This is a genomic window from Priestia sp. SB1 (assembly GCF_038898415.1).
Genome location: NZ_JBBJSS010000001.1, coordinates 758,368 through 780,956, shown reverse-complemented (window position 1 = coordinate 780,956; position 22,589 = coordinate 758,368). Strand labels below are relative to the sequence as shown.

Here is a 22,589-nt window from a genome sequence, read left to right as displayed (position 1 = left end):
TTCAAGTCTTCGACAAAGTTAAAATTTCTGTAACTAAATAGCGAAAACCTTTTGTAACAAGACGACAAATGTCTTGTTATTTTTTTTTTCTTCTATGATAGCATGGAAAAAAGTGTATGTTTTATGTCGGTTTACCTCAGCTTACAACCGGTACTAAGACTACGTTAACTAAAGGCGGTGGGGCAGTGGACAAGCAGGAACGAAAAATTTCAATTAAAATCAATGGTCAATCTAAGGATGAGAAGGAAGAACAAGCGCCGGAAAAAGACGAATTTACGTGGGTTCTTCCGGAACCGGCATCCAAAGATTCTCATGTGGAAGAAAATAAAGTGGTGTTTATTGAAGATGTAAGAAATGAAAAGAAGAAAAAGCCGCGATTACACCCTAAAAATGTTTCGATTAAAACAGTAAACGGCGGTGTGATCAAACGAACGGCTGTGATTGTATTACTAGCAGTCGGAATAGGCAGCGGCATCGGTATGGTTGGTGTGAAAATGATGACAGGAAGCGAACAGCCTGTAAGCAAAGCACAAACAAGTGAGCGAGCGAAAGAAGAAAAAGCTGCTCAAACAGCGTCTGCCACTGAAAGTGTTGGTAAAGCTGAAAAGAAAAGCGAACAGGAATCGAAGGATACGTCAGCTGCTGCTTCTACTTTAGACCCTTTTTCCTTTTACATTGTGCAAGCAGGTGCTTTTTCATCAAAAGCTGCTGCAAATAAAGCAATGGATAAATGGAAAGAAGAGAACGAAGCAGGCGAGATTTTTTCACCTAAAACCTATTCTCTTGTCGTTGGTGCTGCCACTGGAGAAGAAAAAGCAAAGGCACTTAGTAAAACGTATAAACAACAAGGTAAAGATGTATATGTAAAGTCTTATGAAATTAAGCCCACTAGCGAATTAGGGAAAAAAGATCAAACGGTTATAACAACAGCGCAGCCGTTTATCGCTAATCTCTTAGATCAATCTGTTAAAGCGATTAAGGGAGAGCGGGTAGCCGATATCAAATCTTTGAAAAAAGAGCTGACAAAAGTTCAGAAAGAAGCGTCAAATGAAGACATTAAAACCATGGTGAGCACCCTTCAAAAGGCTGCGGCTTCTCTATCTTCATATGAAGACAATAAAAGCAGTAAAGACGCTTGGCTTGCTCAGCGATACGTGTTAAAAGCTCTTCAGCAGTATGAAAGCCTTGTAACGTCTTAACAGGTGAGGTAGTGTAATGCTGCCTCACTTGTTTATTGTCATTTAGAGATGAAATTGCTAAAATAACGGTGTGTCCTTCTTTTTTAAAATCAAAATGCAAAGGTGAGATGTATGAAACAAACATTAATTTTAGCCTCAGGCTCTCCTCGTCGAAAAGAATTACTTCAGCAGCTTCACATTCCCTTTACCGTTCACGTTAGTACAATTGAAGAAATCGTCAATCCATCATACACTCCGTCCGAGGTAGTAATGGATTTAGCTAGGCAAAAAGCAGTGGACGTCGCTTCGCATTATAAAGAGGATATGGTCCTAGGCGCCGATACAGTTGTCGTATATGGCAATCGTATTTTAGGAAAGCCAAAAACGAAACAAGAAGCGATTGAAACACTTACGATGCTGTCAGGTCAAAAACATCAGGTGTTAACTGGAGTAGCGTTCGTATCAAATGCAAAAGTTCATACGTTTTATGAACAAACTGATGTAGAGTTTTGGCCGATTGAACAAGATGAAATCGTACAGTACGTAGAGTCAGGAGAGCCTATGGACAAGGCTGGTTCTTATGGAATTCAAGGTCTCGGTGCTGCGCTAGTTAAAAAAATTGAAGGAGACTATTTCTCCGTGGTGGGCTTGCCGCTCTCCCGAACAATACGTGAGCTAAAACAATACGGTTTCGTCTACTAAAAAGGAGTGACGAAATTGGATCAATCATTGCTAATTAAAGATTTTCCTCAAGATGAAAGACCTCGAGAGCGCCTTGTGGCAATGGGTGCTTCTAGTCTTTCTAACCACGAGCTTATTGCTATTTTGCTGCGCACCGGAACCAAAGATGAATCTGTTCTTCAGCTGTCCAATCGCATATTAACGCATTTTGAAGGTCTTCAACTTTTACAGCATGCATCGCTTGATGAAATGATGAATATTAAAGGTATCGGACCTGCAAAAGCGATTCAAATTATAGCGGCTATTGAAATAGGTAAGAGGATTGTACAGCGGAAATCTAGTGAGCGATATACCATTCATGGCCCTGAAGACGGAGCTAATTATGTGATGGAAGAAATGCGCGTGCTGTCCCAAGAGCATTTCGTCTGTTTATACCTCAACACGAAAAATCAAGTTCTCCACAAGCAAACCATTTTTATCGGAAGCCTCAATTCATCTATTGTCCATCCAAGAGAAGTATTTAAAGAAGCCTTTCGTCGTTCAGCTGCATCTCTTATTTGTATTCATAATCATCCCTCCGGCGACCCTACTCCCAGCAGAGAAGATATAGAGGTAACGAAGCGCTTAAAAGAGTGCGGATTTATCATAGGAATTGAATTGTTAGATCATTTAATTATCGGAGATCGAAAATATATTAGTTTAAAAGAAAAAGGATACATGTAAGGCTATGCTTTTTAAAATCCTTGGGTTATAATAGTAGTCATGATTTTAAATGACAAGTTCTTTACAATCATTCGTTATTAATAGACAAAGTATGACTTTTTATCATACAATATTTGGCGTTGACATCTATGAAAAAAGTATAGAAAATAAAAAATGTTACTTATGAAATGAAGAAATTGAATTATGGAATTTTTACCTTTGCATTTTGGTAAGAGAAAGGAAGAGACACATGTTTGGAATCGGTACTAGAGACCTTGGAATAGATTTGGGTACTGCAAATACGCTCGTTTATGTAAAAGGAAAAGGAATTGTTGTGCGTGAGCCGTCTGTTGTGGCTTTGCAAACTGATACAAAACAAATCGTTGCGGTAGGTAACGATGCAAAAAATATGATTGGTCGTACACCTGGGAACGTAGTAGCCCTTCGTCCAATGAAAGATGGAGTTATTGCAGATTACGAAACAACTGCGACGATGATGAAATATTACATCAATCAAGCTCAAAAAACAAAAAGTTTGTTTGCGGGTAAGCCGTATGTAATGGTTTGTGTACCTTCTGGCATTACAGCTGTTGAGAAGCGTGCCGTTATTGATGCGACTCGTCAGGCTGGCGCGCGTGATGCGTATACAATTGAAGAACCATTTGCTGCAGCAATCGGCGCCAATCTACCGGTTTGGGAGCCAACGGGAAGTATGGTAGTAGATATTGGTGGAGGAACAACAGAAGTTGCGATTATTTCTTTAGGCGGAATCGTAACATGTCAGTCAATCCGTATCGCTGGGGACGAGATGGATGAAGCGATTATTCAATATATTCGCAAGAATTACAATTTAATGATCGGTGAGCGTACGTCAGAAGCATTAAAAGTAGAAGTCGGTTCTGCCGGAATTCCAGAAGGTATTGAAAACATGGAAATTCGCGGACGTGACTTACTAACAGGTCTACCGAAAACAATCGAAATTTCAGCAGAAGAAATTGCAGAAGCGCTAAAAGATACAGTGGCTTCTATTGTCGATTCAGTAAAAAGTACATTAGAAAAAACACCACCTGAACTTGCGGCAGATATTATGGATCGCGGTATTGTATTAACAGGCGGTGGCGCATTGCTACGTAATTTAGATAAAGTTATTAGTGAAGAAACAAATATGCCGGTTGTCATCGCAGAAGATCCGCTTGACTGTGTTGCAATTGGAACTGGTAAAGCGTTAGAACACATTGATTTATTTAAAAATCGTACAAGCGATTCATATCGCTAAATATTAAGAGGTGTAGATCGTGCCACAATTTTTCTTAAATAAACGTTTAGTTATTTTATTGGTCAGTATTATTGTATTAGTGGCATTGATTGGTTTTTCGTTAAATGGTCGTAAAAATGTAACGTGGCCTGAACAGTTTGTCAAAGATACGGTTGGTCTTGTTCAGGCTACCTTTAATGAACCCGCACAATTTGTAGCGGGTTTCTTTCAGAATGTAGGTGACTTAAAGCGTACATACGAAGAAAACGAGGTATTAAAAGCCCGTTTAGACGAACGCATGCAATTAGAAACGAAAGCCAACGCTTTGCAGCAAGAAAATAAAAAATTAAGAGCACAGCTCGACAAAAAAACGGATTTAAGTCAATACAATCCAATCGAAGCAACAGTTATTGCTCGTAATCCAGACCGTTGGCATGAGGTAATTGCCATTGATAAAGGGACGGTTCATAATGTACAGGAAAATATGGCTGTTATGACTCCTGAAGGGCTGATTGGTAAAGTGAAGCATGCATCTAAGTTCACATCTACTGTGCAGTTAATTAGTTCATCAGATCGTACAAACCGTGTATCTGCTAAAATTCAGGCTAAAAAAGAAGTGTTTGGTTTAATTGAAGGCTATGATGATAAAGAACAGGCGCTTGTTATGCGTCGTATTCCTTTTGATGCTGATATTAAAGAAAAGCAAAAAGTAGTAACGTCCGGTCTAGGACAAGAAGACGGCATTTTTCCTAGCAATCTTCCAATTGGCGTTATCACAAAAATTGAGCCTGATGAATATGGATTAACGAAAAAAGCTTATATCAAACCTGCTGCTGACTTGTATGACTTAGATAACGTAGTTGTAGCTAAAAGAAGTGCGCCCGCTGCTGAAGACGATTTAGGGGCGGAGGAGGCTAACTGATGAAGCGGTTTGTCCTTCCTATTCTCGTGCTTGTCGTTTTTATGTTTGAAAGTATCTTTGTTAATTTTGTCGCCATGGCATCACCATGGCGAGACTGGGTTCTATCGCCTCACTTTGTTGTAGTGGTACTGGCTTTTATGGCAGTGTATTATCACCCAAAGCAAGCGATGCTATATGGGGTAATCCTTGGATTCATGTACGATATTGCCTTTACGGATGTCTTAGGAGTATACGCGCTTGGATTGCCGGCCGTATGCTATATCGTATCAAAACTAATGAAGATTTTTCAGCAAAATACGCTTATCGTAATCTGCATGTCGCTATTAGCTGTAGCCATTATTGAGTTTTATGTATATGGAATTAATAGCATTATTAATATATCCGATATGACCATTGGTCGCTTCTTGCAAGAGCGATTTTACGCAACCATCATTTTAAATGCCATATTTGCACTCATTTTTGCATTTCCGCTTCAAAGATGTTTTCAATATTTCGCTAAATTTATCGATGAACGCTGATCCGAAAATATATTACGCTTCTCGTTCGTGATGTGATAAAAATGCTGATTGAAGAAACGAAAAAAAGGAATTGAGTAAGTCTCTGTCGAAATTATATATTCGTTGAGGTGAGCGTCTTGAATAAACAAAAGCAACAAAATGTGACAATTAAAGGAACAAAAGATGGATTAACGTTGCATCTCAATGATACATGTTCATTTGCAGAGCTTTTGACGGAACTTAAGACGAAGCTTTTGACAAATAAGCATGGCGATGCCGATCAAATCGTCACAGTGTATGTCAAAATCGGAAATCGTTATTTAACTACAGAGCAGGAAACCGAATTGAAGGCGCTCATAGAAGAAAATCAGTATTTAGTAGTTAAACAAATTGATAGTAACGTTATTTTAAAGCAAGATGCAGTCCGAGTAAGAGAAGAAAGTGAATTAGTATCTGTTACAAAGGTAGTTCGTTCAGGACAGGTTCTCCATGTAGAAGGCGATTTGCTTCTAGTCGGAGACGTAAATCCCGGAGGAACCGTTGTAGCTGGAGGAAATTTATTTGTATTAGGTGCTTTAAAAGGGATTGCTCATGCAGGATATCGCGGCAATAAAAACGCCGTTATTGCTGCATCGTTAATGAAACCTTCACAGCTGCGCATTGCTGATATCATTACCCGATCAGAAGAAGAGCGCAGTGAGAAGGAAGAGAATATAATGGAATGTGCATACTTAGATGATAATGATCAAATGGTGATAGATCGCGTGCAAGCTTTACCGCATCTAAGACCGAATTTGACCAGGGTAGAAAGGAGAATTTGACAGTGGGAGAGGCTATTGTTGTTACGTCTGGTAAAGGTGGAGTTGGAAAAACAACGACATCAGCCAATTTAGGTACTGCTCTAGCATTAGCTGGAAAGCGCGTGTGTCTAGTAGACACTGATATCGGCTTACGCAACTTGGATGTTGTAATGGGGCTTGAAAATCGTATTATTTATGATCTTGTAGACGTGGTAGAAGGTCGATGCCAACCGCAAAAAGCCTTGATTAAGGACAAGCGTTTTGAATGTTTGTACTTACTTCCTGCTGCTCAAACGAGTGACAAAACAGCTGTTCAACCAGAACAAATGCGAGAGTTAGTTCTTCAGTTAAAGCAAGACTATGACTATGTGGTTATTGATTGCCCAGCTGGTATTGAACAAGGCTATAAGAATGCCGTAGCTGGCGCTGATAAGGCACTCGTTGTGACAACACCGGAAGTTTCAGCTGTTCGTGATGCTGACCGTATTATTGGATTATTGGAGCAAGAGGATATCGAATCTCCAAAACTGGTTATTAACCGAATCCGTAGTCATATGATGAAAAATGGAGACATGCTGGACGTGGAAGAAATTTCTCAGCTTCTGGCTGTTGATTTAATTGGAATCGTTGCTGACGATGAAAATGTTATTCGTGCTTCTAACAACGGTGAACCAATTGTCATGGATCCATCAAGCAAAGCATCAATTGCATATCGTAATATTGCAAGACGTATTCTAGGTGAAACGGTTCCTCTTCAATCGTTAGATGAAGAAGATAAGGGAATGTTTGCACGTATTAAACGATTCTTTGGTGTTCGTTCTTAAAAAGCTTCCGATAGAGGAAGCTTTTTTTATTTGTGTGATTTTGTAGAGTCAAGCTGTCATAAGCTCCACGGACAAGTCATATAGTTGATTATACGATAAGAACAAGGAGAATGATGAATCATGAATCGACGTGCTGATGAAATCCGTAAACGAATTGCTGAGCGCAAGCGAAAACAATTAAATACAACGAAGCGTCTTCCTCAAGAACCTCTTCATACGTCCTTAATGAGTGAAGAAGAAAAATATGGATCGATGGATTATTCTGCGGTTGAATACACACCATCAGCAAAGGAATATCATCCGTTATTTCGAAAAGAACGCTTTTTATTTAAAATTTTAGCTTCGGCCTGCTTAGTGTTAATTGTAGGGATTATGTTCAAGAACGCTTCTCCTGCTTTTGAACAGGCCAGAGTGGTGGTTCAACAAACAATGGATAAAGAATTTCAGTTTGCGGCTGTTTCCTCTTGGTATGAAGATAAGTTTGGGAAGCCGTTAACGCTACTGCCGAATAAGGAGTCTAGCAAAACGGAGCAAAGTGTAAGCGGAGAATACGCTACTCCAGCTTCAGGGAAAGTAACGGAAACATTTGCTCAAAGTAAGCAAGGCGTGACGGTTCAAACAGGAGTGGATTCTGTTGTAGAAGCAATGAGTGAAGGTATTGTAAGGTATGTAGGAAAACGTGATGATACTGGGAATACCGTTATTATTCAACATGCCGATGGAACTGAAACTTGGTATGGACAGCTCAAAAAAATCAATGTTAGCATGTATGATTTTGTGAATAAAGGCAAAGAAGTAGGAATTGTGGAAAACAGTAAAAAAGGCGATGCTGGAACGTTCTATTTTGCTATTAAAAAAGGCGATAAGTTTGTGGATCCTAGTCAGGTGATTCAATTTGAATAGTGCTTTTTCGTTATTAATGAAAATTCACATTCATCCATTGTTTTGGGGGATTTTCGTAATTGGTATCTTAACGGCTACGGTAAAGCAGCTTTTTTTGTTATTTATTATTGTAATTATTCATGAACTGGGCCACGCCGTAGCGGCTCAGTGTTTTTCTTGGCGAATTCGTAGAATTATGCTCTTACCTTTTGGAGGAGTAGCAGAAGTAGATGAACATGGTAATCGTCCATTTCGAGAAGAGTTTATTGTGACAATAAGTGGACCTCTTCAGCATCTTTGGATGTTTGGAGCTGCTTTCTTATTAATGAAAATAAATGTGTTGTCTTTGGAAACGTATGAGCAATTTATGTTTCAATGCACAGTAATTTTACTGTTTAACCTTTTGCCCATTTGGCCATTGGACGGAGGGAAGCTGCTTTTTTTAATGTGCAGTCGTTCTTTACCATTTTTAGAAGCGCATAAGCTTGCACTCCGGTTATCAACGTTTTTTTTAGCTATCGGTATTATCTACGCCGTCATTATGCATCCTTTTCAGCTGCACTTATGGATTGTTATTTCATTTTTAATTATATCCGGATATTTGGAATGGAAGAGCAGGCAATTTGTCTACATGCGCTTTTTGTTGGAGAGGTATCATGGAAAAGAGCATCCAATTGGAGCTTTAAAAACGCTAAGTGTATCAACCAGTGAGACGCTCCATCAAGTCCTGCAAAAATTCCAAAGAGGTTGTAAGCATATGATTATTGCTACATCTCAAACAGGCGAGCATGTACAAATTGATGAAAATGAACTTTTACACGCTTACTTTGTAGAAAAAAGAACAAATAGCCCACTAGATGAACTTGTAACAGTTTACTGATTTCTAGTAACATAGAATAGAATGAAAAAAGTTCGGTTGCACTGACCGAACTTTTTCCTATGAATTTAGATTAAAGTGAGGCAATGTATGTGAAGGCATGTATCATTAACGCGGCTACTTCTTCCAAACGTATAGCCGTGATAAACGATAAAACACTAGAAAAAATATATTTAGAAGAACAAAGCGAGAATCAAATTATTGGTGATATATATTGGGGTAAAGTCGTAAAAGTCCTGCCGAATATGCAAGCAGCCTTTATCGATATTGGTTTATCAATGAACGGATTTATTCATCGAAATGAACTTGTATCCTATCAGCAGTCAGATAATCCTCACAAGGATCAGCAGCCGATGTCTGCTTTTATTCGTGAAGGAGAAAAAGTATTGGCTCAAGTTGTAAAAGAAGGCATTGGAACAAAAGGGCCGAAGCTGACGGGTATTATTGAATTTTCTTCTGATGAGCTTGTATATTTACCGCACGGAAACTATGTCGCTGTATCCAAAAAAATAGATGAGCCAAAACGCCAACAGTGGAAACAGCTTGGCGAGCGGTTAAAACAGGGGATGGAAGGCTTTTTATTTCGAACAGCGATTGAGGAAAAATCAGAAGCTGCGGTCCAACACAAAATAAAAGAGCTACAGAAGAAATATGAGCGCCTTGAACGACAGACACAGGGAATGAAAGCTCCTGCCCTAGTCAGCAAAGGACAAGATTTTCTCGAAACAAGAGTGCAAGCTGCAGTTCAACAAGGAATTGACGGGATAGTAGTAGATGACTTTGACTTATATCAACATCTTCAAGCTGCCTACCCTAACTCGTCAATAGAGTACTATAAAGGAAATGAAAATATTTTCTCCTTTTATGATGTGGAACGGCAAATAGAGAAGCTTTTAAAGCGAATCGTGTGGCTCAAAAGTGGAGGTTATATCGTTATTGACGAAACGGAAGCGATGACGGTCGTAGACGTGAACACGGGGAAGTTTTCAGGAAAAGATAATATTCGAAAGACGATGCTTCAAACAAATATGGAAGCTGCGTATGAACTGTCCAAACAGATGCAATTACGTCACTTAGGCGGCATGATCTTAATTGATTTTATAAATATGTCTCATAAAGAAGATCGGACAGAAGTAGAAAGGTACATGAAAAAGCTATGTGAACAAGATGAAGTGCGGACGAATGTAGTTGGCTTTACAGAGCTCGGCATATTGCAATTAACGCGGAAGAAAGTGCGCAATAGCATTGGGTCAACATTAACTATGCCTTGTGAAGTATGTGAAGGAACCGGTAAAATGATTGATCCCAAAACGGTTGCTTTTCAAATTGAACGTGTAATTTGGGAACATCGCGGCGCGGAAGAAGAGGCTATTTGGATTGAGACGCGAAGTGATGTTATAAATGAAATGAAAGCTCAAGGGTTTCTCAAAGCTCTAGAGAAAATGGTTAAAAAAACCGTATATCTTACGCCAAGCGATGATTATACAAACGCATTTGTTTTGCGTCAATTGGGGTCGAAAGAGCAGATTCAAAAAAGGGTCTCTGCTTCTATATAAATTTTTAGAAGAAAACATGAATTCCAATTGACACTAACCTTTGATTTGTAGTAAGATTTAATATGTTGGTTTGTAGCACCCGTGCTACAACCGCTCAGAACAGGTTTTAAGTTCACTTGAACACCTGTGATGGCGAGTCTTAGTTTTTAGAGGAGGTGCAGAGAATGTACGCAATTATTGAAACTGGTGGTAAGCAAATTAAAGTAGAGGCTGGTCAAGCAATCTACGTTGAAAAACTTGCTGGTGAACAAGGCGAAACAGTTACTTTTGACAAAGTATTATTTGTAGGTGGCGACAGCGTGAAAGTTGGTGTTCCTTTCGTAGAAGGTGCAACAGTTACGGCTAAAGTTGAAAAACAAGGTCGCGCTAAAAAGATCACTGTATTTAAATACAAAGCAAAGAAAAACTATCGTCGTAAGCAAGGTCACCGTCAACCTTACACAAAAGTTGTAATCGACGCTATCAACGCGTAATTATAACAAATGATTAAGGTGACGATTTCTCGTGATGCAAATAAGAAAGTTGACGGGTTCACGATGAGTGGACATGCTGACTTTTCCGAACACGGAAAAGATCTTGTTTGTGCGGGAGCATCTGCAGTTTCATTTGGAACAATTAATGCTATCTTTTCAATAAGTGGGGTTGAACCGCACTTAGAGCAAGGTGGAGATGGTGGCTATCTCCGTTGTGAGATTCCGAAAGATGTGGATTCGTTCACATTGGAACAGATTCAATTGCTATTAGAAGGTATGGTTGTTTCACTGAAAACGATCGAATTAGATTACAGTAATTATATAAAAATTAACGACAACTAAACAGGAGGTGGATGTCATGTTAGTAAGATTAGACCTTCAATTCTTCGCTTCTAAAAAAGGAGTAGGTAGTACTAAAAACGGTCGTGATTCAATCTCGAAACGTCTTGGTGCTAAACGTGCTGATGGCCAATTCGTATCTGGTGGTTCAATTTTATACCGTCAACGCGGTACTAAAATTTACCCAGGTGCAAACGTAGGTCGTGGTGGAGATGATACTTTATTCGCTCAAATCGACGGTATCGTTAAATTTGAACGTTTCGGTCGTGACCGTAAAAAAGTATCTGTATACCCTGTTGCTCAAGAAGCATAAGATACAAAAAGAAAACTCTAACCCAAGTAGGTTAGAGTTTTCTTTTTGTAGAATATTTCACCTATTACCCATTGGAATTTGTTATAATCGAACATATCTAAGAAGATTGATACGAGATGTTTGTCAGCGTTGTGAAATACTTATGCTCGAGTCAAAGTTAGGAGTGCTAAGATGGAAAAAGAATGGGATGTCGTAGAGGTATTAAGATACGCGCGGCATGATTGGTTAAATAAGCTGCAATTAATCAAAGGCAATCTAGCGTTGAATCGGCTTGATCGAGCGAATGAAATCATTGAAGAAATTGTAAATGAATCCAAACATGAATCCAAGTTAACAAACATCAATATGCGACTGTTTGCGGGCTTTGTTATGACCTATCATTGGAATAACCATGCTGTTCGCTTAGATGTGGAAGTGCTTGGAGAATTGAAGGATTTATCACAATACGATGAGTTCGTATACAACTGGTGTTGCTATTTGACAGAAGCACTCGAAAAATATGTTGATTATCATGCAGAAAACTATTTGAGTATTTCAGTATGCATTGAAGAACAGGGAATTCGTTTCTTTTTTGACTTTAGTGGAATACTAACAGATATACAGAAGCTACAAAACAAGCTACAATGTTATGAGTGCGCTCAAGGAGTTGCATTGGTTGAACAGCATATGTCTGAAGATGAATTTAGCCTTATGCTCACAATAAGTTAAAAGCGCTTTTGCTATGGCAAGAGCTAAGATATAGAACGGAGTGAAAAAGAAATGTTTGTAGATCAGGTCAAGGTATATGTAAAAGGTGGCGACGGAGGAAATGGAATGGTTGCCTTCCGTCGCGAAAAGTACGTACCAAAAGGAGGTCCTGCAGGTGGTGACGGTGGTCACGGTGCAGATGTCATTTTTGAAGTAGAAGAAGGATTACGTACGCTGATGGATTTCCGTTATAAGCGTCACTTTAAAGCAAGCCGTGGTGAACATGGAATGTCAAAAGGACAGCACGGACGTAACGCTGAGCCGATGATTGTAAAAGTTCCACCAGGTACCGTTGTGTTGGATGAAGATACGAACGAAACGATTGCTGATTTAGTTGAGCACGGCCAGCGTGCAGTGATTGCTAAAGGTGGACGCGGAGGGCGTGGGAATACGCGTTTTGCTACACCTGCAAACCCAGCACCGGAGCTTTCAGAAAATGGAGAGCCAGGTAAAGAGAGAAATGTCATTCTTGAATTAAAAGTATTAGCCGATGTAGGATTAGTTGGTTTCCCAAGTGTTGGAAAGTCAACGTTATTATCCGTAACGTCTGCTGCAAAGCCAAAAATTGCTGAATATCATTTTACAACAATTAATCCGAATTTGGGAGTAGTTGAGACAGAAGATAATCGCAGTTTTGTGATGGCAGATTTACCAGGGCTAATCGAAGGTGCACATGAAGGTGTAGGATTAGGTCATCAGTTTTTACGTCACATTGAACGTACCCGCGTGATTGTCCATGTAATCGATATGTCAGGTTTAGAAGGCCGTGATCCATATGAAGATTACTTAACTATTAATGAAGAGCTGCGTCAGTATAATATGCGTTTAACGGAACGTCCGCAAGTAGTGGTAGCAAATAAAATGGATATCCCGCAAGCCGAAGAGAATTTAGCTGCATTCAAAGAAAAAGTAGGGGACGAAGTGAAAATCTTTCCAATTTCTGCGGCAACGCGTGATGGAATCCGCGAACTGTTATTTACAGTAGCTGATCTTGTAGAAACGACGCCGGAATTCCCAATGCAAGAAGAGGAAGATCTATCTATGCACCGCGTACTGTACAAGCATGAAAAGAAAGAAGTGGAATTTGTTATTACGCGTGATAGCGATGGCTCATACGTATTAAGCGGTGAAAAAATCGAAAAATTATTCAAGATGACTGACTTCTCACGTGAAGAATCAGTTCGTCGATTCGCGCGCCAGCTTCGAGGCATGGGCGTCGATGAAGCCCTTCGTGAACGAGGAGCAAAAGATGGCGACATTGTAAAGCTGTTTGAATATGAATTTGAATTTATCGACTAATTGTTGTTCATAGGATAAGGGGAGGGGCTTTACTTGCATAAGAGCGATAAGCAGTTTTATTTAGTTCGCGAAGATGTATTACCAGAAGCGATGAAAAAAACATTGGATGCGAAGCTGTTAATTGAACGGGGAAAAGCTGAGTCGGTAGCAGATGCTGTACAAGCCGTAGACTTGAGTCGCAGTGCTTTTTATAAGTACCGCGACACGGTCTTTCCGTTTCAGACGGTTGTCAAACAGCGCATTATTTCACTATTTTTTCATATTGAAGATCGATCAGGAACTTTATCACATTTATTGAGCACCGTTGCATCATCAGGATGCAATGTGCTAACAATTCACCAAACCATCCCTTTACAAGGGCGTGCCAACGTAACTCTTTCATTAGATACAGCAAGTATGAGTGTTGAGTTAAATGAAATGCTGCGAAGACTGAAAAGCTTAGAGTTTGTAGATAAAGTGGACGTGCTTGGTTCAGGGGCATAATGGTAAACAGATATAGATAAGGAGAGGCATGATTGTGGGGAAAGTAGGATATTTAGGACCAAAGGCAACATTTACACATGTGGCCGTCCAAGGCGTATTTAAACAGCACGACCATATTCCATACAAAACAATTCCAGCATGCATTGATGCAGTGGATAAAGGAGAAATTGAGTATGGAATTGTACCGTTAGAAAATGCACTTGAAGGATCTGTAAATTTAACACTTGATTATCTCATTCACGAACGTCGTCTGCCGATTGTTGGAGAAATTGTGCTTCCAATTCGTCAGCATTTAATGGTTCATCCATCTCATGCAGAACAGTGGAAAAACATTGAAACGATTTATTCTCATCCTCATGCAATTGCGCAGTGTCATAAATTTTTACACGGAGAATGTACGTCAACTGCAGTAGAAGAGATGACATCAACGGCGTTTGCTGCTAAATATGTAAGCGAACACCCTGAGCTTAATATTGGAGCTATTGCGAATGGATTAGCAGCCCGTGAATATGGATTACATATTGCTTGCCCGAACATTCATGATTATGATCATAATACAACAAGATTTGTTATTTTGCATAAAGATGGAGGGCAAGAGGTGCCATTTTTAGCTGGAAACGGGTGCAAGACAACGTTAATGATTACACTTCCATCTGATCAGGCAGGAGCGCTTCATCAAGTGCTTTCAGCTTTCTCTTGGCGTAAGCTAAATCTGTCTAAAATTGAATCCCGTCCCATGAAAACAGGGCTTGGAAACTATTTCTTTATCGTTGATATTGAACAAAAAATGGATGAAGTATTAATTCCTGGGGCTATGGCTGAACTTGAGGCACTAGGCTGTAGCGTAGAGCTGTTAGGAAGCTATCCTCATACACTACTTGAAACAGAAATCCCGCTTTAAAGCGGGATTTTTTTTGTTATAACACCTTTTTACTCATTCGAAACTAAATAACCTTCCGCTTCAAGAGCTAAGCAGGCAGCATTCAGTTTTTCAATTGTATCTGCTTCAATCGTATGAAGGTGAATCCCCTCTGTTAACTGAGATAAATAAGTTGCGTTTGTTGCTTGAATTTTTTTTATGAACGTTTCTACTTCTTTTCGGGTTTGAATCATAACGGAAGCCGTTAATTCACCATACACAGGGTGTTCAACGGTTACATTTTTTACGAGAACGCCGTGGTCAACAAGCAGGAGAAGCTCCTTTTCAGCATCTTCTGGCGTATGCTGACAGGCAATAATTCGCTGATGCACGGTAGTTTGAGATGGATTTTGAATATAAATATACCCTTGGCTTGTTGCGATAATGGGCTCATTTTTAGCTTTAAGCAGCGAAATATCTTGTACAATGACTTGGCGGCTAACGTTTGTTCTTTTCGAAAGCTCACTGCCCGTCATTGGTTTATTCTCTGTTTGTAACCATTGTAGAATAAGTTCTCTTCTTTCTTCTCCAAGAATTTTCTTTTGAGTTCCTGGCACCTTTAATCCCTCCTTTTACACTGTCATAAATTCTTGCTGTAATAAATGAAAAACGGATATGAGTCGATCAATATGCTTAAACGTTGAATGTTGACTAAATGAAAGACGTACAAAGTTCTTAGCATTCGCAGTCGATTTGCCAATCGCAAGTAAAGAAGCTAATGGTTCCTGCTGATTTACATGGCAGGCACTTCCCGTAGATATAGCAATTCCGTGACGATTACATTGTAACATAACATATTGACCCTGTATGTTTGAAAATGTCAGTCCAATAATTCCAGGAAAATGAGAGTTCCCAAGGCCTTCTACCTCTACAAAAGGAGCAAGAGATTCTAGTTTTTCCAGTAAGTACGATTTTAAGCGCTCATAATGGCTTCTGGCAGTCTTCATTTCTGCATATGCGCATTCAGCTGCTGCAGTAAAGGCAGCAATGCCTGTGGTATTTACAGTCCCAGGGCGAAAGCCTTTTTCATGAGTTGCTTTATGATAAATAGGCTTCCAAGAAGAACTTGAATTCATGTATACCATTCCTACACCTTTTGGTCCGTAAATTTTATGACTAGAAACTGAGATGCTATCAGCTTTCAGCTTTTTAACATCAATAGGAAGCTTACCGAAAGATTGAACACAATCACAGTGAAAGAGAATTTCTTTTTGAGATAAAAAATGGCCAATATCCTCAACTGGCTGAATTGTACCGAGCTCATGATTGATATGCTGAATGGCTACTAGCACAGTGTCAGGTCGAATCGTCTTCTTTAAGTCGTCTACAGACACAACGCCGTTTTGATCTACAGGTACGTAAGATAAGGAAAAGCCTTCTTTTTCAAGCTGCTGCAACGTATGAAGAACTGAAGAATGTTCAAGCTTCGTTGTAACCAAATGTTTTCGCTTGCTAGTGTTTCCTTTTAAAAGAGAGTGAATAGCTAAGTAATTAGCTTCTGTTCCCCCGCTTGTAAAAAAAAGATCATCCTCTCGGCAATTTACTAACAGGCTTAATTTTTTTCTGCATAGTGTAAGCAGATTCTCTGCTTGTGTTCCAAGTGTGTGAAGACTGCTGGAATTTCCGTAATAGCTCGTTGCCGCTTCAGTATATACCTCAATTGCTTCTTGTCTCATTGGCGTTGTTGCTGCATAGTCCAGATAAATCATTTTCTCCCCCCCGATAAAAAAACTTCTTGTCTTTCATTTAATAATATGTAAATATAGGTGTCAAGACACATGTAAATAAAGAGGTGTAAAATGTTAGAGACGGATGTTTTAATTATTGGAAGCGGATTAGCAGCGTTTTCTGCAGCTTATGAACTGTGTCGTCATAACAGAGTTGTAATGGTAACGAAAGGGAAAATTGACCGCAATAACTCAGTTCTTGCTCAAGGCGGAGTAGCAGCTGCTATTGGAAGCAGCGATCACTGGAGTGAACATCTCTATGATACGTTGATTGCGGGAAATAAGCATTGCAATGAACAAGCGGTGCGCACTTTAGTGGAAGAAGGTGCGGCTGTAGTAAATGAATTGATTCATAAAGGAATGAAGTTTGATAAAAATCCAGATGGTACGCTGCATTTTGGAAAAGAAGGAGCCCATCGTGTCAATCGTATTCTGCATGCAGGTGGGGATGCAACAGGACAAGCGCTGTTCGCTTTTTTGAAAAAAGAAGTACTGCCATATATTACAGTGATTGAAAACGAAATGATTCAGCATTTAGTAACTGTAGATGGAACGTGTAGAGGTGCTATCGGACAAGGTGAAAACAATAAAATTACTATATATTATGCTCGCCAAACCATTATTGCTACCGGAGGAATCGGCGCTTTGTACAAGCATACATCTAACCAGCCGCTTGCGACAGGAGATGGGCTAGCGCTTGCGTACAGGGCTGGAGCAAAATTAGCGGACTTAGAATTTGTTCAGTTTCATCCGACCCTTTTGTATCAAAAGGAAGCGAAAGGTCTAGTATCCGAAGCGGTTCGAGGTGAAGGTGGTGTACTGGTAAATGAATGGAATGAACGCATAATGGAAGGCGTTCATCTCTTTAAGGATTTAGCACCGCGAGATGTTGTAGCAAGGACGATTTTTAATGAAATGAAAAAAGGAAGATCCGTATTTTTAGACATTGAAAAAGTGGCTCATTTTGAACAAAAATTTCCTACGATTACGGCACTGTGTCGAAAGTATAAAATTCAATTGGACAAAAAACGAATACCTGTTACTCCGGGCGCACATTTTTTAATGGGTGGAATTGAAGTAGATGCTTACGGACAAACAAGTGTTGAAGGATTGTATGCCGTGGGGGAAGTTTCTTCTACAGGGGTTCATGGAGCAAATCGTCTAGCAAGCAATTCATTGTTAGAGTGTCTTGTATTCGGAAAACGGGCAGGGCGTCATATTTTACATAAAGCGAGAACGGTATCTCATTATACTCCCGTTCGTTACGTCTATAAAGGCATGCCTAAAATACTGCCTGCCACAAGACAAATTCAGCATAAAATGATGGATTGTGTAGGAATCATTCGTCATGAAAACGAATTGGCTACCATTGTGCATGAATTCACAAATTATTTGGATGGAATACCTCTTGATCAAGAAGTTATATATTCGAGGGAAGCTGCAACCATCTGCAATATGCTAACTGCAGGTCTGCTTATTGCCGAGTCCTCTCTTGCAAGAAAAGAAAGTAGAGGAGGTCATTACCGAAGTGACTTTCCACATGAAAAGCAAGAGTGGGAGCATAAGCGAATTATTAAGCAGTCTGCTGCTTCAACAAAACAATCATTGATTTTATAAGCAAGGAAATCTAAAAAGAAAGGTGAGGTAGCACAATGAACACGTTGAAATTACAAACGCTGTTGCAGTCTTTTTTTATAGAAGACATTGGAGATGGAGATCTAACTTGTGAAGCTATTTTTTCTCCGTCTGACCAAGGGAAGGCTGTGTTTACGGCAAAGCAATCAGGTATTATTGCAGGAGTAGAATTGATTAAAGAAGGATTTCATTTAATAGACCCTAATGTGAAAGTGGATTTCGAAAAAAAAGATGGAGATGTTCTTAAGCCTGGAGATAAAATAGCTGCCGTTTCAGGATCCGTGCAATCTATTTTGACCGGTGAACGGGTAATTTTAAACTTACTTCAAAGAATGAGCGGAATTGCCACGATGACGCACAAAGCCGTAGCGATGCTTGGCAGCTCACATACCCGCATATGTGACACGCGAAAAACAACCCCTGGTCTGCGAATGTTAGAGAAGTATGCCGTTCGTGCTGGAGGAGGTTATAATCATCGTTTTGGCTTGTACGATGGCGTCATGTTAAAAGATAACCACATTGCACATGCAGGATCTATTCTAGACGCTGTTGTGAGAGTAAGAGAGCAGCTTGGACATATGGTTAAGGTGGAAGTAGAAATTGAAAATAAAAGTCAATTGCTAGAAGCAATAGAGGCAGGAGCAGATGTCATTATGTTCGATAACTGTTCTCCAGAAGTCATTAAAGATTGGATACCGCTGGTTCCCGCTCATATTGTCACAGAAGCATCCGGTGGAATTACGCTTGGCACGCTCCATTCTTTTAGAGACAGCGGAGTGGACTATATTTCACTTGGAGCTTTAACGCATTCAGCAGGGTCTATCGATATCAGCTTGGACTTATTAACAGAAAGGGGAACAGAAAATGATGAGTTTATTACAAACGCTTCAGCAGCAAACGCTGCCCGCTAAATATACGGAGCTCACAGAAAATGAAATGAAAAGAAGAGTATTAGAAATCAAGAAAAAACTGGGAAGCAAATTGTTTCTGCTCGGCCACCATTATCAAAAAGACGAAGTGTACGAGTTTGCAGATGCGGTAGGAGACTCCTTACAGCTGGCTCAAATAGCGGCTGAAAATAGAGAAGCTGAGCATATTGTGTTTTGCGGCGTTCACTTCATGGCAGAAACAGCTGATATTTTAACAGATGAAAACCAAAAAGTCATTTTACCCGATATGCGAGCTGGCTGTTCAATGGCTGATATGGCTACTATTCAGCAAACAGAAAAGGCATGGCCTGTCTTGCAGGATCTTTTCGGAGATACGATTATTCCGCTTACGTATGTAAATTCTACAGCTGCAATTAAATCTTTTGTAGGCGAACATGATGGTGCAACAGTAACATCTTCAAATGCAAAAAATATGGTGGAGTGGGCATTTTCTAAAAAAGAGCGCATTCTCTTTTTACCAGATCAGCATTTGGGCAGAAACACAGCTTATGATTTAGGTGTTGGACTAGATGAAATGGCCATTTGGAATCCTATTGAAGAAATACTTGAATATGAAGGCGATATAAACAACATCAAGGTGATTCTATGGAAAGGTCACTGTTCTGTGCACGAAAATTTCACGGTTAAAAATATTGATTATTTACGCGAGAAGCAGCCTAGGATGAATATTATTGTTCATCCAGAGTGTTCCCATGAAGTGGTGCAAAAATCAGATTATGCAGGTTCTACAAAATATATTATTGATACAATTGAACAAGCTCCTTCAGGCTCTAAATGGGCCATTGGCACGGAAATGAACTTAGTGAAACGGATTATCAACAGTCATCCGGATAAAGAAATTGTTTCACTTAATCCCTATATGTGTCCTTGTTTGACGATGAACCGAATTGATTTGCCTCACTTGCTGTGGGCTTTAGAAAGCATCGAAGAAGGAAAAGAAGTAAATCAAATCAAGGTGGATAAACATACAGCAGAAGGTGCTATCAAAGCCCTAACGAATATGTTAGGACGAGCATAAAGATTTTTAAGACAATTAAACAAAGAAGGTCTAAAAGAAGACTTATTGACATATTGTTTGTGTTGATAAGTCTTTTTTTCTTTATCATAAAAACTTGAACCAAACTGTGGGCAAAATGAATAAAAAAATGGTTCAAGGCATATCTTGTGATGAACAAACAGAACTTACTTTGATTTTGCACATATAGATGGCAGAGACTCTACTCGGGAGGGGAATGACGTTGAAAATCCATATCGTTCAAAAAGGGGATACCCTTTGGAAAATCGCTGAAAAGTATGGGGTTAATTTTGAAGAGTTAAAAAAAGCGAATTCTCAATTAAGCAATCCAGATATGATCATGCCTGGAATGAAAATTAAAGTGCCGACAAGCGGAGTGCCTGTTCAAAAAGAAGGAGCTCCTTCACCTGGGATAAAAGAAATGCCTAAAGTTCAACACCCTTATAGTGACCAATCCACAAAAGCTTATCCAGTAACGGAAATTGATGAAAGTCCAGATGAGAAAAAGTCAGCTAATCAGCCTGCTCAGACACCGTTTATGCAACCGATAAAAGAAGCACCAATTGCCCAGCCTAAAAAAGAAGCACCGATTGCTCAACCGAAAAAGGAAGCGCCGATTGCGCAGCCAAAGAAAGAAGCGCCGGTCGCCCAGCCTAAAAAAGAAGCACCAATTGTTCAGCCTAAAAAAGAAATGCCAGTTGCGCCAAAGCTTCCTAAATTAAAGCCAATTGCACCTGAGATTGATATTAACAATTATTACACAGTTAATATGGCGATGCAGGCTCCAAAAAAAGAAGCACCAAAAGAACTACCCAAGCATGAATCGCCAGAAAGTCCTGAGATGGAGAGTATAGAAATGCCTCCTCAAATGCCATGTTACCCAATCATGCCAATATCGCCTGTGATGCCAGGCTGCGGATTTAATTATATGCCGTGTCATCCGCCAATGTATGCACCGCAGCCATATCCAATGCCAATGTATCAACAGGCTCCAATGTATCATCACGGTTATGAAAACGAATCGTTTGAAGAACATGCAATGGGCGCTCACATGGCACCGATGCCAATGTATCCAATGATGCCACACAACTGCTATGGACCGGTACAATGTTCTCCTTGTCCGCCTCCATGGGGATATCAGCAGCCCGTTTATCCGGCCTATCATCAAGCACCGATGTATCCACAAGTGCAAGGAGCTATGACAGGTGGCCATTATGAAAGTTCTTCCGAAGGTTTTGGAAACGCGCCTTACCATTATGGGCAGCACTATGCGCCACAGCAGCAAGGAGACTGCGGCTGCGGTGAACCACGACCTGACGACTATGCACCACAGCAGCCTTATCCACAGTACCAGCAGCAGGTACCTTATGGCTTTCAGGACCCAAGGGCACCCTATCCAGCCCCATATGGCATGATTGGTGTACCTCCGTATCCTGCGTTTGACCCAAATGCATTTAGTATTCCAGAATATGATGAGTACGACGAAGATGAGGATTGATTATTATACACGAGACGATTTTAATTTAAATCGTCTCTTTCTCTATTTGAAAAAAAGAGATATTCAAGTTGAGGCCTACCGTATGAAAAAGCCTCATGTCATCATAGCGGATACGAATAAAGGAAAAAAAGTAATAAAAGCTTACAGAGATAAAGGTAAAATTGAACATGTTTATCATTTTTTATCTCAGATTCAACAAGGGTACGCTGTTAATTTCGAAGCTTACCCACAAGGTGGACTTTATATAAAGGACCGTCATTTGTATTGGGCGATGATGCCCTTTGTTAAGCAAGTAAAAGAGGTAACGTATGAAAGTTTTCAGGATCGAGAAGAAGTATTACAAGCATTGAGCCGCTATCATGGAGAAGTTCATAAAAAGAAAATAGCCGCGTATACAAGGCTTTCTGAGTATGATCTTATTTTAAAATGGAAAAAGCGGCTTTCTTCTTTTCGAGAAGCATCACACATATTTAGAGAATTTAATCAATTTCATGTATATAAAGATATTGTGACTTGGGGAGAAAAAGCTTTAGTCTTAATGGAGCGCTTCAAAGATAGAGGGTTGAACTATTCCATTATTCATGGTGATGTTGCTTCACATAATTTCTTGAAAACAAACCACTTGGGTATTGTTATGATTGATTTTGACTTAGCGGCTAAAGCTCCTGCTCTTTATGACTATGTTCAGCTGGCCCAGCGCTTTTTGCCTTACGTCCAGTGGTCGATGAAAGAACTACTTCAACACTCGAAAATAAAAGAATTAAGCAAGCAGCGTTTTTTTCTTGCTTCTTTGCTATTTCCATCGATGCTGATGAGAAACTGGAATATAAACCCCTCTGCTTTATCATGGGCAAACCGTCAAAGGTTAATGCAGCAATCAGTTGAAGAATGGTCACAGCGTACACGGTTTTATCGAGTGATTTACCAGCACTTACAAAACCTACATGACATGTAAAGAGTTTATAAACACTTCATCGAATAAGAAACGGCTTGTCTTTTAATCCTAATAGTAAGCTC

At 39.8% G+C, this 22,589-nt stretch carries 25 protein-coding genes and 1 other annotated feature; of the genes, 23 read left to right on the top strand and 2 right to left on the bottom strand.

Annotation, left to right across the window (positions count from 1 at the left end):
• The first annotated feature begins 116 nt into the window (after positions 1-116).
• From WKH56_RS04070 to pheA, 18 genes are all read left to right on the top strand, one after another.
• The gene (locus WKH56_RS04070) at positions 117-1,199 is read left to right on the top strand and encodes an SPOR domain-containing protein (RefSeq protein WP_048019717.1); all 1,083 of its coding nucleotides are present in this window, start codon (positions 117-119) and stop codon (positions 1,197-1,199) included.
• 111 nt (positions 1,200-1,310) lie between these two features.
• On the top strand, positions 1,311-1,880 hold the full coding sequence (locus tag WKH56_RS04065; protein WP_033579650.1) for a Maf family protein: 570 nt from the start codon (positions 1,311-1,313) through the stop codon (positions 1,878-1,880).
• Positions 1,881-1,895: 15 nt separating this feature from the next.
• Positions 1,896-2,582, top strand: coding sequence for a RadC family protein (gene radC, locus WKH56_RS04060; RefSeq protein WP_028411718.1), 687 nt, complete (start codon positions 1,896-1,898; stop codon positions 2,580-2,582).
• Between the two features lie 229 nt (positions 2,583-2,811).
• Positions 2,812-3,837, top strand: coding sequence for a rod shape-determining protein (locus WKH56_RS04055; RefSeq protein WP_013059345.1), 1,026 nt, complete (start codon positions 2,812-2,814; stop codon positions 3,835-3,837).
• A 19-nt stretch (positions 3,838-3,856) separates the two neighbouring features.
• Positions 3,857-4,738 (top strand): rod shape-determining protein MreC, encoded by an 882-nt coding sequence (mreC, locus tag WKH56_RS04050; protein ID WP_013059344.1) that lies wholly within the window; start codon positions 3,857-3,859, stop codon positions 4,736-4,738.
• A complete protein-coding gene (mreD, locus tag WKH56_RS04045; protein WP_048019718.1) occupies positions 4,738-5,256 on the top strand; it encodes a rod shape-determining protein MreD in 519 nt (172 codons plus the stop codon). Before mreC ends, mreD begins: the two co-directional genes overlap by 1 nt.
• A gap of 116 nt (positions 5,257-5,372) precedes the next feature.
• The gene (gene minC / locus WKH56_RS04040; RefSeq protein ID WP_028411717.1) at positions 5,373-6,056 is read left to right on the top strand and encodes a septum site-determining protein MinC; all 684 of its coding nucleotides are present in this window, start codon (positions 5,373-5,375) and stop codon (positions 6,054-6,056) included.
• A gap of 2 nt (positions 6,057-6,058) precedes the next feature.
• Positions 6,059-6,859: a septum site-determining protein MinD gene (gene minD / locus WKH56_RS04035; RefSeq protein ID WP_013059341.1), complete on the top strand. Its 801-nt coding sequence runs from the start codon at positions 6,059-6,061 to the stop codon at positions 6,857-6,859.
• 120 nt (positions 6,860-6,979) lie between these two features.
• A complete protein-coding gene (locus tag WKH56_RS04030) occupies positions 6,980-7,762 on the top strand; it encodes a M23 family metallopeptidase (RefSeq protein ID WP_028411716.1) in 783 nt (260 codons plus the stop codon).
• Positions 7,755-8,621 carry a M50 family metallopeptidase gene (locus tag WKH56_RS04025; RefSeq protein ID WP_033579652.1) on the top strand — a complete coding sequence of 289 codons (867 nt, stop codon included), beginning with the start codon at positions 7,755-7,757 and terminating at the stop codon, positions 8,619-8,621. The genes WKH56_RS04030 and WKH56_RS04025 overlap by 8 nt, the downstream gene beginning before the upstream one ends.
• Before the next feature lie 83 nt (positions 8,622-8,704).
• Positions 8,705-10,174, top strand: a complete 1,470-nt coding sequence (locus WKH56_RS04020; protein ID WP_342834725.1) for an Rne/Rng family ribonuclease — start codon at positions 8,705-8,707, stop codon at positions 10,172-10,174.
• A 78-nt stretch (positions 10,175-10,252) separates the two neighbouring features.
• Positions 10,253-10,324, top strand: a sequence feature (ribosomal protein L21 leader region).
• A gap of 14 nt (positions 10,325-10,338) precedes the next feature.
• Positions 10,339-10,647, top strand: coding sequence for a 50S ribosomal protein L21 (rplU, locus tag WKH56_RS04015; protein ID WP_013059337.1), 309 nt, complete (start codon positions 10,339-10,341; stop codon positions 10,645-10,647).
• A gap of 9 nt (positions 10,648-10,656) precedes the next feature.
• Positions 10,657-10,989, top strand: coding sequence for a ribosomal-processing cysteine protease Prp (locus WKH56_RS04010; protein WP_013059336.1), 333 nt, complete (start codon positions 10,657-10,659; stop codon positions 10,987-10,989).
• A gap of 16 nt (positions 10,990-11,005) precedes the next feature.
• Positions 11,006-11,299: a 50S ribosomal protein L27 gene (gene rpmA, locus WKH56_RS04005; protein ID WP_013059335.1), complete on the top strand. Its 294-nt coding sequence runs from the start codon at positions 11,006-11,008 to the stop codon at positions 11,297-11,299.
• Positions 11,300-11,470: 171 nt separating this feature from the next.
• Complete coding sequence (locus tag WKH56_RS04000) at positions 11,471-12,007, top strand: Spo0B C-terminal domain-containing protein (protein ID WP_013085118.1); 537 nt, start codon at positions 11,471-11,473, stop codon at positions 12,005-12,007.
• Positions 12,008-12,058: 51 nt separating this feature from the next.
• Entirely contained in the window at positions 12,059-13,345 is a 1,287-nt protein-coding gene (gene obgE / locus WKH56_RS03995; protein ID WP_028411712.1) for a GTPase ObgE, read from the top strand.
• Between the two features lie 33 nt (positions 13,346-13,378).
• The gene (locus WKH56_RS03990) at positions 13,379-13,828 is read left to right on the top strand and encodes an ACT domain-containing protein (protein ID WP_028411711.1); all 450 of its coding nucleotides are present in this window, start codon (positions 13,379-13,381) and stop codon (positions 13,826-13,828) included.
• Positions 13,829-13,856: 28 nt separating this feature from the next.
• Positions 13,857-14,729 (top strand): prephenate dehydratase, encoded by an 873-nt coding sequence (gene pheA, locus WKH56_RS03985; RefSeq protein WP_028411710.1) that lies wholly within the window; start codon positions 13,857-13,859, stop codon positions 14,727-14,729.
• A 29-nt stretch (positions 14,730-14,758) separates the two neighbouring features.
• Here pheA and WKH56_RS03980 read toward each other — a convergent pair whose 3' ends face one another.
• Both WKH56_RS03980 and WKH56_RS03975 read right to left on the bottom strand, forming a co-directional pair.
• A complete protein-coding gene (locus WKH56_RS03980; RefSeq protein WP_275210689.1) occupies positions 14,759-15,304 on the bottom strand; it encodes a transcription repressor NadR in 546 nt (181 codons plus the stop codon).
• 15 nt (positions 15,305-15,319) lie between these two features.
• The gene (locus tag WKH56_RS03975) at positions 15,320-16,456 is read right to left on the bottom strand and encodes an IscS subfamily cysteine desulfurase (RefSeq protein ID WP_275210690.1); all 1,137 of its coding nucleotides are present in this window, start codon (positions 16,454-16,456) and stop codon (positions 15,320-15,322) included.
• A gap of 90 nt (positions 16,457-16,546) precedes the next feature.
• Here WKH56_RS03975 and nadB point away from each other — a divergent pair, with 90 nt between their 5' ends.
• The 5 genes from nadB to WKH56_RS03950 all read left to right on the top strand — a co-directional run bounded on the left by nadB (position 16,547) and on the right by WKH56_RS03950 (position 22,527).
• On the top strand, positions 16,547-18,091 hold the full coding sequence (gene nadB, locus WKH56_RS03970) for an L-aspartate oxidase (RefSeq protein WP_275210691.1): 1,545 nt from the start codon (positions 16,547-16,549) through the stop codon (positions 18,089-18,091).
• A gap of 35 nt (positions 18,092-18,126) precedes the next feature.
• Entirely contained in the window at positions 18,127-19,020 is an 894-nt protein-coding gene (nadC, locus tag WKH56_RS03965; RefSeq protein ID WP_275210692.1) for a carboxylating nicotinate-nucleotide diphosphorylase, read from the top strand.
• Complete coding sequence (gene nadA, locus WKH56_RS03960; RefSeq protein ID WP_310884535.1) at positions 18,977-20,077, top strand: quinolinate synthase NadA; 1,101 nt, start codon at positions 18,977-18,979, stop codon at positions 20,075-20,077. The genes nadC and nadA overlap by 44 nt, the downstream gene beginning before the upstream one ends.
• A gap of 214 nt (positions 20,078-20,291) precedes the next feature.
• Positions 20,292-21,572 (top strand): SafA/ExsA family spore coat assembly protein, encoded by a 1,281-nt coding sequence (safA, locus tag WKH56_RS03955; RefSeq protein ID WP_048019723.1) that lies wholly within the window; start codon positions 20,292-20,294, stop codon positions 21,570-21,572.
• Positions 21,547-22,527, top strand: a complete 981-nt coding sequence (locus WKH56_RS03950; protein ID WP_342834724.1) for a phosphotransferase — start codon at positions 21,547-21,549, stop codon at positions 22,525-22,527. The genes safA and WKH56_RS03950 overlap by 26 nt, the downstream gene beginning before the upstream one ends.
• Positions 22,528-22,589 lie beyond the last annotated feature (62 nt).

Bases quoted from the DNA above. Each gene is read 5' to 3' on its own strand.
- obgE (WP_028411712.1), top strand. From the start codon at position 12,059: ATGTTTGTAGATCAGGTCAAGGTATATGTAAAAGGTGGCGACGGAGGA.
- WKH56_RS04020 (WP_342834725.1), top strand. From the start codon at position 8,705: ATGTATGTGAAGGCATGTATCATTAACGCGGCTACTTCTTCCAAACGT.
- nadC (WP_275210692.1), top strand. From the start codon at position 18,127: ATGAACACGTTGAAATTACAAACGCTGTTGCAGTCTTTTTTTATAGAA.
- WKH56_RS04070 (WP_048019717.1), top strand. From the start codon at position 117: ATGTTTTATGTCGGTTTACCTCAGCTTACAACCGGTACTAAGACTACG.
- WKH56_RS04030 (WP_028411716.1), top strand. From the start codon at position 6,980: ATGAATCGACGTGCTGATGAAATCCGTAAACGAATTGCTGAGCGCAAG.
- rplU (WP_013059337.1), top strand. From the start codon at position 10,339: ATGTACGCAATTATTGAAACTGGTGGTAAGCAAATTAAAGTAGAGGCT.
- rpmA (WP_013059335.1), top strand. From the start codon at position 11,006: ATGTTAGTAAGATTAGACCTTCAATTCTTCGCTTCTAAAAAAGGAGTA.
- WKH56_RS03975 (WP_275210690.1), bottom strand. From the start codon at position 16,456: ATGATTTATCTGGACTATGCAGCAACAACGCCAATGAGACAAGAAGCA.
- pheA (WP_028411710.1), top strand. From the start codon at position 13,857: ATGATTGTGGGGAAAGTAGGATATTTAGGACCAAAGGCAACATTTACA.
- mreD (WP_048019718.1), top strand. From the start codon at position 4,738: ATGAAGCGGTTTGTCCTTCCTATTCTCGTGCTTGTCGTTTTTATGTTT.
- WKH56_RS04010 (WP_013059336.1), top strand. From the start codon at position 10,657: ATGATTAAGGTGACGATTTCTCGTGATGCAAATAAGAAAGTTGACGGG.
- nadA (WP_310884535.1), top strand. From the start codon at position 18,977: ATGAGTTTATTACAAACGCTTCAGCAGCAAACGCTGCCCGCTAAATAT.
- nadB (WP_275210691.1), top strand. From the start codon at position 16,547: ATGTTAGAGACGGATGTTTTAATTATTGGAAGCGGATTAGCAGCGTTT.
- WKH56_RS04000 (WP_013085118.1), top strand. From the start codon at position 11,471: ATGGAAAAAGAATGGGATGTCGTAGAGGTATTAAGATACGCGCGGCAT.
- WKH56_RS04055 (WP_013059345.1), top strand. From the start codon at position 2,812: ATGTTTGGAATCGGTACTAGAGACCTTGGAATAGATTTGGGTACTGCA.
- safA (WP_048019723.1), top strand. From the start codon at position 20,292: ATGACGTTGAAAATCCATATCGTTCAAAAAGGGGATACCCTTTGGAAA.
- WKH56_RS04065 (WP_033579650.1), top strand. From the start codon at position 1,311: ATGAAACAAACATTAATTTTAGCCTCAGGCTCTCCTCGTCGAAAAGAA.
- WKH56_RS03950 (WP_342834724.1), top strand. From the start codon at position 21,547: ATGAGTACGACGAAGATGAGGATTGATTATTATACACGAGACGATTTT.